The sequence below is a fragment of the Streptomyces eurocidicus genome (assembly GCF_002891295.1).
GTDB lineage: Bacteria > Actinomycetota > Actinomycetes > Streptomycetales > Streptomycetaceae > Streptomyces > Streptomyces eurocidicus.
In genome coordinates, this window is record NZ_LGUI01000006.1 from 184442 (window position 1) to 198823 (window position 14382).

At 76.8% G+C, this 14382-nt stretch carries 11 protein-coding genes; 5 read left to right on the forward strand and 6 right to left on the reverse strand.

The features are described from left to right. Positions 1-7: 7 nt before the first annotated feature. Positions 8-1501: an FAD-dependent monooxygenase gene (locus tag AF335_RS20180; protein ID WP_102920097.1), complete on the forward strand. Its 1494-nt coding sequence runs from the start codon at positions 8-10 to the stop codon at positions 1499-1501. A gap of 34 nt (positions 1502-1535) precedes the next feature. On the opposite strand, the gene AF335_RS20185 is transcribed toward AF335_RS20180, so the two are convergent. The 3 genes from AF335_RS20185 to AF335_RS20195 all read right to left on the reverse strand — a co-directional run bounded on the left by AF335_RS20185 (position 1536) and on the right by AF335_RS20195 (position 7487). Further along, complete coding sequence (locus AF335_RS20185; RefSeq protein ID WP_102919830.1) at positions 1536-2762, reverse strand: lanthionine synthetase C family protein; 1227 nt, start codon at positions 2760-2762, stop codon at positions 1536-1538. Between the two features lie 158 nt (positions 2763-2920). Continuing rightward, on the reverse strand, positions 2921-6391 hold the full coding sequence (locus AF335_RS35815) for a class III lanthionine synthetase LanKC N-terminal domain-containing protein (RefSeq protein WP_244927101.1): 3471 nt from the start codon (positions 6389-6391) through the stop codon (positions 2921-2923). Positions 6392-6545: 154 nt separating this feature from the next. After that, entirely contained in the window at positions 6546-7487 is a 942-nt protein-coding gene (locus AF335_RS20195; RefSeq protein ID WP_184743675.1) for a serine/threonine dehydratase, read from the reverse strand. A gap of 174 nt (positions 7488-7661) precedes the next feature. Here AF335_RS20195 and AF335_RS20200 point away from each other — a divergent pair, with 174 nt between their 5' ends. The 4 genes from AF335_RS20200 to AF335_RS20215 all read left to right on the forward strand — a co-directional run bounded on the left by AF335_RS20200 (position 7662) and on the right by AF335_RS20215 (position 10099). Next, positions 7662-8297: a TetR/AcrR family transcriptional regulator gene (locus tag AF335_RS20200; RefSeq protein ID WP_102919831.1), complete on the forward strand. Its 636-nt coding sequence runs from the start codon at positions 7662-7664 to the stop codon at positions 8295-8297. Between the two features lie 70 nt (positions 8298-8367). Further along, positions 8368-9177: a 3-keto-5-aminohexanoate cleavage protein gene (locus tag AF335_RS20205; RefSeq protein WP_102920100.1), complete on the forward strand. Its 810-nt coding sequence runs from the start codon at positions 8368-8370 to the stop codon at positions 9175-9177. Positions 9178-9262: 85 nt separating this feature from the next. After that, positions 9263-9712 carry a winged helix-turn-helix transcriptional regulator gene (locus tag AF335_RS20210; RefSeq protein ID WP_102919832.1) on the forward strand — a complete coding sequence of 150 codons (450 nt, stop codon included), beginning with the start codon at positions 9263-9265 and terminating at the stop codon, positions 9710-9712. A gap of 171 nt (positions 9713-9883) precedes the next feature. Next, positions 9884-10099 carry a hypothetical protein gene (locus AF335_RS20215; RefSeq protein ID WP_102919833.1) on the forward strand — a complete coding sequence of 72 codons (216 nt, stop codon included), beginning with the start codon at positions 9884-9886 and terminating at the stop codon, positions 10097-10099. 24 nt (positions 10100-10123) lie between these two features. On the opposite strand, the gene AF335_RS20220 is transcribed toward AF335_RS20215, so the two are convergent. The 3 genes from AF335_RS20220 to AF335_RS20230 all read right to left on the reverse strand — a co-directional run bounded on the left by AF335_RS20220 (position 10124) and on the right by AF335_RS20230 (position 14380). Next, positions 10124-11623, reverse strand: coding sequence for a hydrogenase large subunit (locus AF335_RS20220; RefSeq protein ID WP_102919834.1), 1500 nt, complete (start codon positions 11621-11623; stop codon positions 10124-10126). A gap of 2 nt (positions 11624-11625) precedes the next feature. Then, positions 11626-13440: a proton-conducting transporter transmembrane domain-containing protein gene (locus AF335_RS20225; protein ID WP_244927102.1), complete on the reverse strand. Its 1815-nt coding sequence runs from the start codon at positions 13438-13440 to the stop codon at positions 11626-11628. Positions 13441-13678: 238 nt separating this feature from the next. After that, the gene (locus AF335_RS20230) at positions 13679-14380 is read right to left on the reverse strand and encodes a hypothetical protein (protein ID WP_102919835.1); all 702 of its coding nucleotides are present in this window, start codon (positions 14378-14380) and stop codon (positions 13679-13681) included. Positions 14381-14382: the final 2 nt, after the last annotated feature.

A 14382-nucleotide genomic window follows, 5' to 3' on the forward strand; every position in this document is an offset into this window, starting at 1 on the left:
CCTGGACATGGACGTCGGCTACGGAACGGACGGCAGCGGCTTCGAGGTGGTCGTCGCCGGGGCGGGCCCGACCGGCCTGACCCTCGCCTGCGACCTGGCCCGGCGCGGCGTGCGCGCCCTGCTCGTCGAGCGGGGGAGCAGGCTGTTCCCCGGCTCGCGGGGCAAGGGCATCCAGCCGCGCACCCAGGAGGTGTTCGACGACCTCGGCGTCATCGAGACCGTACGGGCCGTCGGCGGGCCGCACCCCACCATGCGCCGCTGGGAGAACGGCGAGCCGCGCGGCGACTGGGACATGTTCCAGCGCTACGCCCCCACGCCGGAGATCCCCTACCCCGAGGTGTGGGCCGTCCCGCAGTGGCGCACTCAGGAGATCCTGCACGCCCGGCTGCGGCGGCTCGGCGGGGACGTCGTCTTCGGGGCGGCCCTCACCGGGCTGGCCCAGTGGGACGACGGCGTCGAGGTCCGGCTCGCCCACGGCCCGGAGGGCCGGGAGCTGACCGTGCGCGCCGCGTACGTGGTCGGCGCGGACGGCGGCCGCAGCAGCGTGCGGGCCGCCCTGGGCATCGGCCGGAGCGGGGAGACGGTCGACGTCCGCCCCGCGATCGTCGCCGACGTCCGGGTCGACGGCCTCGACCGGGACCGCTGGCACGTATGGCCCGAGCCGAAAGGCGGCGGCCTCGCGCTGTGCCCGCTCGCCTGCACCGACTCCTTCCAGCTCCAGGCCCACTTCGAGGACGAGGACGCCCGCCCCGACATCTCCGAGGAGGGGGTGCGCCGGCTGATCGCCGAGCGGACGCACCTCGCCGCCCACGACGTGCGCGAGGTCCTGTGGGCCTCCCACTTCCGGGTCGAGGCCGCGCTCGCCGACTCCTACCGCTCCGGCCGCGCCTTCCTCGCGGGCGACGCCGCGCACGTCCACTCGCCGGTCGGCGGCCAGGGCCTCAACACCGGTGTACAGGACGCGTACAACCTCGGCTGGAAGCTCGGCCTCGTCCTGCGGCACGGCGCCGACCCCGCCCTCCTCGACACCTACGAGCGGGAGCGGCGGCCGGTCGCGGCCGAGGCCCTCGCCGTCGGCACCCGGCTGCACCGCACCGCCCGGCTCACGGACCGCATCCCGGCCCGGCGGCGCGGCGCCGCCACCCGCCAGCTGGCGATGGGCTACCGGGGCGGCGTCCTCGCCGTCGAGACCCGGCGGGGCCTGCCCGGGGACGCGCTCCAGGCGGGCGACCGCGCGCCCGACGGCCCCTGCGGCGAGGGCCGCCTGTTCGACCTCTTCCGCGGTCCGCACTTCACACTGCTGGCGTTCGGCCCGGTGGAGCTGCCCCTGGTCGCGTCGCCCCTGGTGGTGACGCACCGGGTGCCGGTGGAGTCCGGCGGCGTGAGCCGCGCGTACGCGGCCCGGGGGCTGTTCCTGGTGCGGCCGGACGGGTACGTGGGGTGGGCGGGGGACAGCGCGGCCGGGGTCATCGACTACCTGGGACGGCTGGGGCTCTCCTGACGCCGGCCGAAGCCCGGTGTGCGGGACCCGGCGGCTAGGAGAGCAGCAACGCCCGGTCCCAGTCCGGCGGTACCCGCGTCGCGGCCGACAGGAGGGCCAGGACCGTGCCCGCCGCCCCGTCGAGGAAACCGGGGCCGTCGGCCGCGGCCTTCAGCCGGGCGGCCGACGCGGCGACGAGCGCGGCCACCGCGCCGGTGAGCTCCGGGTCCCCGGTGTCCTGGGCGAAACGCACCGTGATCTGGAGGAGCCCGGCCAGGCCGTGGCAGAGGCCCGTGCCGTCCGGGGGCGGGCGCCGGTGGACGGCCTTCAGCGCGCGGACGGCGAGAGCCCGGAGGGGCGCGTCGTCGAGTGCCGTGCCCGCGAGCCACAGGGCGCGGGCGATCCCGGGGGCCCCTCGGCACCACGAGGCGCGCGCGGCCGGCGGACATACGGGCGTGGGGCCGCCGGGTGGCGGGAGCGGGACCAGAGCGGGCCAGTCGGGGCCCTGGGCGTCGTCGGTCCGGCGGGCGGCGAGCCATCCCGCCAGCCGGACGACCGCCGCGCGCTGGCCGGGGACGGTGACGCCGCCGCCGAGGGCCAGGGACAGCAGGGAGAGCGGGCCGGCGATGCCGTGGGCCACGCCGCAGTCGAGGGCACCGTGCGGGAAACGCGCCCGCCGGTCGGGGTCGTTGATGGCTTCCGGTGGGGTGAACCAGTGGGGCGTACCGGCCCGGTCGGCGCCGCTCAGCGCGACGAGGGCGGTGAGCACGTCGCGCAGGGCCGCGCGGGCGGCCGGTTCGTCGTACCGGCACAGCAGGTACGCGCCGGTGCCGGTCGCCCCGGCGATGACGTCGAAGGCCCGGGGCGGCGGGCCGTGCGGGGTCGCGGCGAGCGCGCGGGCCCGTAGCGACGCCTGTTCCACGACGCGCTCGTGCGCCGCGGTGCGGGGCGGGGCGGCGGGCGACAGCGACCAGGCGGCGAACGCGAGGCCGGCGAGCCCGCCGAACAGCCCCGGCGCGGCGGTGGGTCCGCCGAGGCGCGCGGCGCCCTCGACCGAGGCCGCGAGGTACCCCTCGGCCATGGCGCCCCAGCCCTCCCCCGGCAGGCAGCGGTCCAGTTGCCGGAAGGCCAGGACGAGCCCCGGGCCGCCGTCGGCGAGGTCGGGGTGGACGCGGGCGGGCACCCGGCGCGGCCGGCCCACGAGGCCGGAGACGAGTTCGAGGGCGTCGGCGGCCGCGCGGTCCCGGAGGACGGCCGTCCGAGGCGGGGTGCTGTCGGGCAACGCGGGGTCTCCTGCGGGGGCGTGGGGAACGGGCGGAGGTTCCGTACGGCCCGGTCACGGCGACCGTACGGAACCTCCTGACAGCGTCGGACCGACGGCGTCAGGACTCCTGGCAACGCGGTCCGATGTCAGTGCACTGACCGCTCGTCCAGTCGGTGTCACAGCACATCACCGGTTCCAGCGTCCGTTCGTCCGTCTCCGGCAGTTCCTGCAGCTCCAGAACCTCTGTCTCCATCTCTCTCACCTCCCTCCGGGGTGGTCGGGGTGGTCGGGGTCGCCGTCCGCGCGAGCGCGGCGGTGGTGCCCCGCCCGGCGGTGTCGAGCAGCCAGGGCCGGTCGCCGCCGTGGGCGAGACGCAGGAGGAAGTCGAGGACGCCGGCGAGCCCCACGTGGTAGCTCGCGTGCACCTCGCGGAGGGTCTCGTCCGGCACCAGCAGCCGGCCGTCGCGCCGGGCCGCCCGGAGGTAGAGGCAGTCGGCGGCCTCGGCCGCCCACGCGCGGTAGCGCTCCCGGCCCGTCGCGTCGGCGAGGTCGAGCAGCAGGTGGGCGTTGCCCGCGACGCCGTGACAGGTGCCGGGACCGAGCCGCCAGCGGTCCCGGTGCACGGCGACGGCGGCGCGTTCGGCGTACTCGCGGAAGGCCGTCTCACCGGTCGCCCGCCACAGCCGGACCAGGAGGGTGCCGATGCCGGAGGCGCCGTGGCACCAGAAGTCGAGGCCCATGCGCTCGGTCCGGCCCGGCCCCTTGGGCCAGCGCGCGGCGTCGCCGTCCCGTTCGGCCACCGCGCACAGGGCGTGGCCCCCGGCGGCGGCGATGTCGACGAGCTCGGGCCGGCCGAGGTCGCGGCCCACGGCGAGCAGGAACGCCGCGTGCCCGGCGACGCCATGGCCGAAGCCGTAGGAGGCGGAGCCCGCGAGCTCGGCGCGGTGGGCGGGGCCGAGCGGCCAGTCCACGCCGCGGGCGCCGGGCCGGGCGGTGAGGCCCAGCAGCCGGTCCGCGCACTCCGACGCGCGGTCGGCGAAGCGCGGGTCGCCCGTGGTCCGCCACAGGCGGAGCTGGGCGAGACCGGCACCGGCGAGGCCGTGGCAGACGTCGGGGGCGTGCCAGTCGAGGGGGATGCGCAGGGCGTACTCACGGGCGCGCCCGGCCAGCGCGCGGTCGCCGAGGGTACGGGCGGCGTCGTGGAGCGCCCAGACCGCGCCGGAGCGGCCGAAGTAGAGACCGGGCAGGATCCGGCTGGGCAGGGTGAGCCGTTCGTCGAGCCAGTGGGCGGCGGTCCGTAACACGGCCCCGGTACCGGGGTACGCGCCGGAGCGGACCGCCCGGTCGAGCACGGCCAGCACACCGGCGGCGCCCAGCTGGACGTTGCAGGGGTCGCCGTACGGGAGGGAGCGGGGCGGCGGCCACAGGTACTCGCCGGAAGGGGTGAGAGTCGCGGCGAGGTGGGCGAGGCCGTCGTGGAGGAGACGGTGGACCCGGGTGGGGGTGAAGGTGACAGCGGGAGTGGTGGTGCGGGGAACGTCACGGGTAGGTGTCACGGTGGGGCACGGGGTCCCGACGGCGGCCGGTACGGCGCCCCCGGTCCGCGGGCCGACGGGTTCCGGGGGCCGGGAGACGGCCGGCACGACGGGCTCGGGCGACCGTACGACGGCGGGTTCCGGGAACTCAGGAGCGGTCGGCGCAACGGGCGGCCGGGGCTCGGCGGCAGCCGGCGCGACAGGCTCCGACCGTACAGCGGCGGGTTCCGGAGGCTCGGGGGCAGTTGACGCAACGGGCGGCCGGGGCTCGGCGGCAGCCGGTACGACCGGCTCCAGCGACCGTACGACAGCAGGTTCCGGGAACTCAGGAGCAGTTGACGCAACGGGCGGCCGGGGCTCGGCGGCTGTCGGCGCGGCCGGCTCCGGCCGTACAGCGGCGGGTTCCGGAGGCTCGGGGGCAGTTGACGCAACGGGCGGCCGGGGCTCGGGGGTAGCCGATACGACCAGCTCGGGCGACCGTAAGACAGCGGGTTCCGGAAGCTCAGGAGCAGTTGGCGCAACGGGCGGCCGGGGCTCGGCGGCTGTCGGCGCGGCCGGCTCCGACCGTACGACAGCGGGCCCCGGGCGCTCGGCAGCAGTCGGTACGACCGGTTCGGTCCCTACGCCCGGTTCGGCCCGTAGGAAGGCCGCGGCCTTCTCCAGCGGCCAGCGGGCCGGGCCCCCCGCCGTGAGGCCGAGGACGAGCGGCGCGAGCGCGTGCAGGGCCCGGCAGTCCGGGGCCGCGGCCTCGACGAGCGCCGCGAGCCGGTCGCCGGCCGGCCGGGCCGGCGGCGTGTCCGCGGCGAGCACCGGGTTGATGCCGGAGGTGACGTGGAGGAGGGTGGCCCCGAGGCTGAAGCAGTCCGCTTCCGGGCCGGGCGCGGGCGGTGGGTCCCCGCTGTCGCGGCCGGGGCCGTCGAGGCCCTCGGACGCGGCGGCACCACCGACCGGCCCCGCCAGGTGTTCCGGCGCCGTGAACCCCGGCGTGCCCGCCGCGTACGCCCGGCCGCCGGGGCGGACCGCGCACTCCAGGTCGACGAGTACGGGCACGTCGTCCGGCGTCATCATCACGTTGCTCGGTTTGAAATCGCGCACCACGTAACCCGCCGTGTGCACCTCACCGAGGAGGCGGGTGAGGTCGCGGGCCAGCCGCCACGCCGGGGACACCGGCAGCCGGCCCCCGTGACGCGCCGCCCGCTCGGCGGCCCATTCGTGCAGGGGCGCGCCGTCGATCAGGTCCTCCGCCAGGAAGACGTGCCCGGCCGCCTCGAACACCTCGTGGAGGGCCGGGGCGACGCCGAGTGGTGCGAGCCGGGTCAGGACGTCCGCCTCGTGGCGCAGCGCGTCCCGGGCGTCACCGCCGCCCCGGCCGGTGCCGATGTGCGGGCGCGCCTCCTTGAGCAGGACGTCGGTTCCGGTCAGCCGGTCGTGGGCCCAGTAGACGCCGCCGCGGTTGGAGTGCCGTACCGCCTCGCGGACGAGGTAGCGGCCGGCGAGGAGCACGGGGTCGCCGCGGCGCCGGGAGGAGGCGGCGCGCACGGGCGGGGCGAAGGGAGGCGGGGCCCAGGAGGGCGGCGAGAACCAGGGGTTGCGCTCGTCGGGGACGAGGGTTCCGTCGGGGGATCTGAGGCGTCCCGCGTAGAAGCCCTCGTCGTCGAGTTCGCGCGGCCGGGCGAAGCAGCCGTAGCGGTAGTGGACGAGGCTGCCCGGCCGGTAGCGCCTGTCGGAGAGGATGGCGGGGCCGGTGAGGCCGAGGGTGGCGCGGTGGAGGGTGGCGGCGAGCTCGCGCAGCTGGTCGTCGTCGGCGGGGTAGACGGTGAGGAACTTGCCCGACTGGGCGCGCGGGGCGCGTACGGAGGTGAGCTCGGCGAGGATCCGGGGCGTGCCCGCGAACTTGAACGCGCAGGCGTGGGCCACGAGTACCGGAACCGCGCGCTCCAGCACATGTGGCGCGGATCCGGTGGTCGCGGAGAGGTGGAGCTTCCAGCCCTGCGGCCGGCGTGCGTGGTGCGGCGGGGTGAGGAAACACCAAGTGGCACCGGAACGGAGCGTCCAGGGCGGGTCCTCACCGTCGACACACCGCTCGGTGATCGACCGATAGCTCGTTGCCACGGAAGCAGCATGGCACCGCCGCGCGCCGGAGGGGAGGGCGGGTGTCGGACAGCCGTCGCCGCACGGTGCGCGGGCGGCCTCGTCTCCCCCGGGTGGAACACACCTCTCTCCGGCGCGCGTTGACGCCGGGGCGGCCCGGCGCCCCGGCGAGTCCTTACGTCCGGTCCACGAGGTCGCCGGGGTCGGTATTGGCTCCGCAGAGCACCACGGCGACCCTCTCCCCCGCCTCGGGCGCGTAGCCGCATTCCGGGAAGGTGAGCGCCGCCAGGGCGGTGGCCGCGGCGTGTTCGACGGCGAGCCGGCGGTCGTCCCACAGCGCCCGGCGGACCCGGACGATCTCGGCGTCCGGCACCAGGACGGAGGTGACGTCGTCGTGCCGGGCGGCGGCGAGCGCCATCGGGGAGACCCGGCGGGCGCCGAGGGAGTCGGCGGCCACGGAGTCCACCGCCACGTCGACGACGCGGCCCGCCTCCAGGGCGGCGTGGAGCGCCCGGCAGTTCTCGGGCTCGACCGCCACGGTCCGTACGCCGTGCCGCCGGGCGGCCGTGGCGACGCCGGCGAACAGCCCGCCGCCGCCCACCGACACGACCACGGTGTCGAGGCCGGGCACCGCCCGGCGGATCTCGTCCACGAGAGTGCCGGCGCCCGCGGCGATCAGCGGGTGGTCGTAGGCGTGGCCGGCCAGCGCGCCGGTGGCGGCCGCGAACTCCTCGCAGGCCGCGAGCGCTTCCGCGTACTCGGCGCCGACGAGCCGTACGTCCGCGCCGTAGCCGCGCAGCCGGTCGGCCTTGACGCGCGGGGCGGTCGCCGGGAGGAAGACGGTCGCCGGAACGCCGTGCCGCCGGGCGGCCCAGGCGCAGGCCAGCCCGGCGTTCCCGCCCGAGGCGATGGTGACGCCCGCCGCCGGCCGGGCGCCCGCCTCGCGGTGGGCGGCGAGGAAGTTGTGCGCGCCGCGCGCCTTGAAGGACCCCGTGTGCTGCGTGAACTCCAGGGCGAGCCGTACCCGGCCGGGCCCGTCGGCGGGAACTACGGAGACCGGGCGGACATGACCGGCCACCCGGTCGGCCGCTCGCTCGATGTCGTCGTACGTCAGCACGGCGGAAACCCTTCTCGGAGCACGGAAGCGGGGCACGCCCACCGGGGGACACGGCAGGTCCCGCGCCCGTGGAACGGACACGAGCCGGCCACGGACCGGGGTCGCACACGGCACGGACAGTGCCGATACGCCGTACGATACAGCGTATCAACACCGTACGATACGCTGTACCACATGCCCAGGCACTCCGCTTCCCTCGACCGCGCCACCCCCGAGGCCATCGCCCGCACCGCCCTCTCCGTCATCGACGAGGAGGGGCCGGGGGCCCTGAGCTTCCGCGCCCTCGCGGAGCGGCTGGACGTCTCCCACGCCACGATCCACCGCCGCTGCACGGATCTGGGCGGACTGCTCGACCTGTGCACGGACCACCTCGCCACCGAGCTGCCGGAGATCGCGCCGGGCACCGACTGGGCCGAGGCCACGGAGGCCCGCTTCGGCGGCCTCTACGAGCTGCTGACCGCCCACCCGGGGCTCGTCGCCCTGCGCGGCGCCCGGCCGTGGCTCGGCCCGCAGCTGCTCGCCCGGCTGGTCGAGCCCGCGCTCGCCGACAACCTCGCCGCGGGCATGACGCCGGAGGACGCGTTCCGCACCTACCGGCGGATGTATCTGCTCACCCTGGGCAGCGCGAGCTTCGTCGACCACAGGGACCCCAAGGCCACCGTCGTCACCACGCGCTCCGCGCTCGCCGCGCTGGACCCCGAGCGGTTCCCCGTCCTGACCGGCCACATGGACGTCATCCTCCCCGCGATGACGGACCACGAGGTCTACTACGGCGCGCTGCGGCAGCTCATCCGGGCGGCCCGGCCGTAGCCACGGCCGCCGAGGGGGCGCCGGGGCCACCGGTCGGCGGTTGTCAGTCCCACCTGCCACCATGATCATCATGTTGCAGGTTTGCCTGAACGGCTCCCGAAACCGGGTCGACCACCCGGCCCTCCCCGGCACGGCCGCCGAGCTCGCCACCGCGGCGCGCGCCGCGGTGGCCGCCGGCGCGGAGGACGTCCATCTGCACCCCCGGTCGCCCGACGGCGCCGGCGCCCTCGACCCCGTCGCCGTCGCCGAGGCGCTGCTGGCCGTACGGGCGGCCGCGCCCGGCGTGCCGGTCGGCGTCACCACCTCCGCCCCGGCCGCGCCCGACGCGCGGCGGCGGGCCGAGCTGGTGCGCGCCTGGCGGGTCCTGCCGGATCACGCCTCGGTCGACTGGCACGCGGACGGCGCCGATCTGGTGGCCCGCGCCCTGTGGGAGCGGGGCGTCGGCATCGAGGCCGTCATCCGCTCCGGCACCGACGCCGTGGACCGCTTCCGGGCCTCGCCCTTCGCCTGCCGGGTCCTGCGCGTCCGCGCCGAGGTCGCCGACACCGAGCCGCTGGCGGCCCTCGCGTCCGCCACCGCCCTGCTGCGCGCGCTCCGTCCGGGCCTCGGAGCGCCCGTACTGCTGCACGGCGAGGACGGCGGCGCCTGGCCCGTGCTGCGCAGGGCGACGGCGCTCGGGCTCGCGCGGCGCGTCGGCATGGAGGATGTGACGCACACGCCGGACGGCCGCCCCGCCGCGGACAACGCGGCGCTCGTCCGGGCCGCGCTCGCCGTTCCCGGCGCGAACAGGCCCTACGCGCGGGCCTCCCGGCCGCCGGCGTGGTCCGCGCCGCGCGTCGCGCGCTTCACCCGGGACGCCGGCCGGACGTGCGGCGTGTGACCACGCCGCACAGGGGTTGGAATCCTGGATTCACCTTGTCCCCAAGGCTTGGGGATGCAAAACGGGCTGCCTTACGATGGGGCCCATGACGACATCGCGCCCCTGTTCGATCGCCGACGCGCTCGGCGTGGTCGGCGAGAAGTACTCCCTGCTGGTGCTGCGCGAAGTCTTCTTCGGCGTCCGGCGCTTCGACGCCATCGCGCGGAACACCGGAGCCCCCCGCGACATCCTCGCCTCCCGGCTGCGCCGCCTGGTCGAGGCGGGCGTGCTGGAGAAGGTGCCGTACAACGAACGCCCGGCGCGCTTCGAGTACTGCCCGACGCCCTCCGGGTACGACCTGCGGCCCGTCCTCCTCATGCTGATGCGCTGGGGCGACCGTCACCTCGCGGAGCTGGCGCCGACCGTCTTCGAGCACTCCTGCGGCTCCGACCTCGACCCCGCCGTCGTCTGCCGGTGCTGCGGCGAGGAGATCGACGGCGCGTCCATCACGCCCCGCTTCCAGGTCCCGGGCTGGACGGTCGAGGGCGCGGCCTGAGGCCCCTTCCCCGCCTCGCGCGACACTTCGTCACCAGCCGTCGCCACGGCCGCTCCAGGCCCGCCGGCCGGTGGCCGACACGGCCGAAGAGCGCCGCCCGAACCGGCGCCGGCCCGTCCGTTCTCCCCTAGACTTGAGGCATTCCGTGCGCCAGGTCATCCGGGGGCTGTCGTGAGCGTGTTCGCCGAGGCGATGCGACAGCGGGTACGTGACGCGCGGGCCGCGCTGGCCCTGGCCCGCGCGGAAGGTGACGCCTACGGCACGGCCGTGGCGGCGGACGAACTGGACGACGCCCTGCGGACGGCGCGGCGGCACGGCGTGGAACCCGACGCCCCGGAGCCCGACGCCCCGGAGGACCCCGGCGGCGAGGAACCCGCCCCCTCGTAGCCCGCCCGCGCCCGGAGCGGCCGTTCAGAGGTCGTTGCCCGCGTAGGAGAGGTTGAAGCTCTTGTTGGTCAGCGGGAAGTCGGGCACGATCGTATCCGCCAGCGCCACCGGCAGGGCGGGCCAGTTGAAGAACGAGGGGTCGGCCACCTTCACCCGGGTCAAGCGCCCGTCGACGCCCAGCTCCACCCGCGTGGTGAGGGTGCCGCGCCACCCCTCCACGATGCCAGCGCCCGCCGTGGGGGCGTAGCCGGGCAGCAGGTCCACGACGGTCCGGCCGGGCGCGAGCCCGTCCGCGAGCCGGTCGATCAGGCCGAGCGAGACATCGGCCTCCTCCGCCCGTACGAGAAAGCGGGCCAGTACGTCCCCGGCGGTGTGGACGGGCACCGTGAGGGCGTCGCCGAGGTCGTGGAAGGGGTGCCCGGCACGGGCGTCGGAGGCCAGCCCGCTGGCGCGCGCCACATAGCCGAGGCAGCCCAGGTCGCGGGCGGCCGCCGGGCCGAGCCTGGCCGTCCCGGTGAAGCGGTCGCGGACGGTCGTGTGGCCGAGGGCGAGGGTGACGAGGTCGCGGATCTCCCCGCCGAGCGCGCGCATCCGGGCCGGACCGGGCGCCTCGCGCAGCTCCGCCCCGCCGAGGAGGACGCCGCCGCGCAGCAGCCGGTGCCCGGTGACCTCGTGGTTGAGGCGCAGCAGCTGTTCGCGGACGTGCTGGGCCCGCGCGTGGAGGATGCCGTGGCCGACGTCGTTGCAGAGGGCGCCGAGATCGGCCACGTGGTTGTGGAGGCGCTCGAGTTCGAGGAGCAGCGCGCGGGCCCGGCGGGCCTCCTCGGGCACGGGGGTGCCGGTGGCCTCCTCGACGGCCAGGCAGTAGGCGAGGGCGTGGCCGACGGTGGTGTCGCCGCTGACGCGCTCGGCCAGCGGCAGGCCCTGTTCGGGGGTGCGGCCCTCGAAGAGCTTCTCGACGCCCTTGTGGACGAACCACAGCCGCGCCTTGAGCTTGATGATCGTCTCGCCGACGACGGAGAAGCGGAAGTGCCCGGGCTCGATGAGCCCGGCGTGCACCGGGCCGACGGGGATCTCGTAGACGCCCTCGCCCTCGACCTCCGGGAAGGGGTACGGGCCCTCGGGTTCGGCGAAGGGCGGTGGCGGTCCGGCGTCGGGGTGCATCGGGTACCAGCCGCGCGGCCAGTGGAAGTGCCGGACGAGGCGGTGGGGCAGCGGGTGGTCGAGGGGGACGATGCCGTGCAGATCGCGCATCTCGCGTTCGAACCGGCCCGCGGGGAAGGAGAGGTGGGCGAGCGAGGGGATCTCGGGGGCCTTCGCGTCCAGGCGTACGTGCAGTTCGGTGCGGGTGTCGGGCGGCCCGGAGACGAAGAGGTAGACCACCCGGACGGCGCGGCCGGCCGGGGCCGGGCCGCCGTCGTGGTGGGCGGCGACGAGTGCGAGCCGGTGGCCGGCGGTGAGCAGGTCGGCCGCCCTGCCGGGCAGTTCGTCGGGGTCGAGGTCATGGACGGTCCGGGTCCGCATGGTCAGCGGCCTCCCAGGAGGTCACCGGCGGCGGTGAGCAGCCGGGTGAGCGGTCCCGCGGTGACGCCGAGCAGCGCGCAGGCGAGCAGGCCGCAGACCGGCGGCAGGACGGCGGCCGGGCCGAGTCGTACGGGCGCCTCGGCCCGGTCCCCGGAGGGCGGCGACGGCGGCGGTCCGAGCAGCATCCGGGCCGTGCGGGCGGCCAGCGCGGCGAAGGCCAGGAGCGCCAGGACCAGGGCGGCGACGGCGTAGCCGCCCGTGCCGGCGGCGAAGGCGGCCCGGACGATGCCCAGTTCGGAGGCGAAGAGGCTGAACGGCGGCAGGCCCAGCAGGGCGACGACGGCGAGGCCGAAGACGGTGCCCAGCGCCGGCGCGCGGGCGAGCAGGCCCCGCACCCGGCCGATGCGGGTGGTGCCCAGCAGCCGCTGGACGTGGCCGGAGGCGCAGAACGCCACGGCCTTGGCCAGCCCGTGGCCGGCCATGTGGAGCAGGGCGGCGGAGAGGGCGAGCGGGGTGCCCACGGCGGCGCCGAGGGCGATCAGGCTCATGTGCTCCATGCTCGAATAGGCGAGCATCCGTTTGTAGTCGCGCTGGCCGAGCAGCAGCGCCGCCGCGACGGCGAGGGTGAGCAGGGCGCACCCGGTCAGCAGGCCGCGCGTGTAGCCCGGGCCGAGCGCCGCGTCCGCGATCGTCTTGTAGCGCAGGAGGCCGGCGAAGGCGACGGACAGCAGGACGCCGGACATCAGGGCGGACACGGGGGCGGGCGCCTGGCTGTGGGCGTCGGGCAGCCAGGCGTGCAGCGGGGCGAGACCGGCCTTGGCGCCGAAGCCGAGGACGACGAGGCCCACCGCGAGCCGGGTGACATCGGGATCGAGGCGGTCGGCGCGGGCGGCGAGGGTCGTCCAGTCCAGGGCGGCCGCCTCGGGGACGCCCGCCTGGCGGGCGGCGTAGTAGATCAGCACGGTGCCGAGGAGGGCGAGGGCGATCCCGGCGGAGCAGATGACCGTGTACTTCCACGCCGCCTCCACGGAGGCGCGGGTGCGGCGATGGCCGACGAGGAACGCGGTGACGAGGGTGGTCGCCTCGACGGCCACCCACAGAACGCCCAGGTCGGCGGCGAGGACGGCCACGCTCATGGCGGCGAGGAAGGCGTGGACGAGGAGGTGGTAGCGGCGGGCGGCGGCCGGGTCGGGGCGTTCGTGGGCGAGATGGGCGGGGGTGGCCGCGCAGGCCACGGTGGCGACGGCGCCGACGACGAGCAGTATCCACGCCGTCAGGGCGTCCGCCCGCAGCAGCGGCCCGCAGGCGGTCAGGGGTGCCGCTCCGGGCAGTTCCGTGGCGAGGACGGCCCCGCAGGTCAGGATCGCGAGCGGGGAGACGAGGCCGAGCCAGGGGACGAGGGACGGGAGACGGGGGACGGAGTCCTCCGTGCCGTAGCTGTGGGGGGCGGTGGGTCGCCCCGGGTCGCCACCGGCCGGGGCGGGCGCGCTCGTCGCCGTGCGGGCGGGTGGGGGTACGGGCGGGTGGCCGGGGGCGCGGTCGGTTCGTACGGCACGGTCGGTTCGTACGCCACGGTCGGGGGTCGCGGCACGGTCGGCTTCAGGGGCGGCCTGGACGGCGTGAGCGGCGTCAGGGACATCGACGTGGACGGCGTCACGGGCGGCCTGGACGGCCTCGCCGTCGACGTGGGCCGGATCGCCGCCTGCACCGCTCCCGGCCCGCGCGCCCGGGAGCCCGCCCGCGCCGCCGGTCCGGAGGGGGCCCTTCCGGCCGCCCGCGTCAGGGGCTCCTCCGCCGGACCCGGAGCCGTCGTCCACGGGCTCTCCGCCTTCCGGTCCGCCGCCCGGCCCGGCCGTGAGCAGTGCCCCTCCCCCGCCCGCCGCACGGCCCGCCACGGCGGCGGGTTCCGGGCCGCCCGGGGCGTCGGCGGGCGGGAAGCCCGGGTGCCGGGGCGGCGGGCGGCGCGTGGCCGCAGGCCCGCCGCGGCGTGGGCGGCGCAGGTCGCCAGGGGGACCGCGACGGGGGCGGTCAGCAGGAGTGCGGTGGTGGCGTGCGTCATCGGTCGCGGAGCTCCCGCAGGTCGTCGATGCCGGTACCGCCGAAGGCGGCCCGCATCCGGGTGGTGAGGATCTGCAGGACGAGGACGGCGAGCAGGACGTCGAAGGAGACGCCGAGTTCGACGATCAGCGGCACCCCGGAGGCGGCCAGGAACGCCGTGGCGGTGATGCCGTTGTCCAGGAGCAGGAAGCCGACCACCTGGGCCAGGGCGCGGCGCCGGGTGACCAGGGTGAAGAAGCCGATCAGGACGACGGCGAGGGCGACCGGCAGGGCCCGGGTGGCGGGGGTCGGGTCGAGGGCGACGAGCGGCCGGGCGACGGCGTAGGCGAGGAAGGTGAGGAGCGCGGCGCTCAGCAGGGAGGCCGCGACGTTGACGAGGGGCCGGGTCTCGCGCGCCTCGCTGACGTCCTCCTCGTAACGGCCGCCGCCGTCTCCGGGGCGGCTCGCGGCGAGGACGCGGCGCATCAGGTGCGGCAGGGCCCCGGCGCGCAGCAGTCCGACGCCGGCGGCGACGGCGAGGAGTTCCCCGCGGCCCTCGCGCAGGCCGAGCAGGGCGGCGACGGCGGCCAGGGCCACGCCCTGGAACGCGAAGGCCCGGACGATCGAGGTCAGTTGGCGCAGCCACAGGACCGCCACGGCGGCGAGGAGGAACGCGCCGCACGCCAGGTCGAGGAGCTGGGTGAAGACGCTGTCGTTCATGG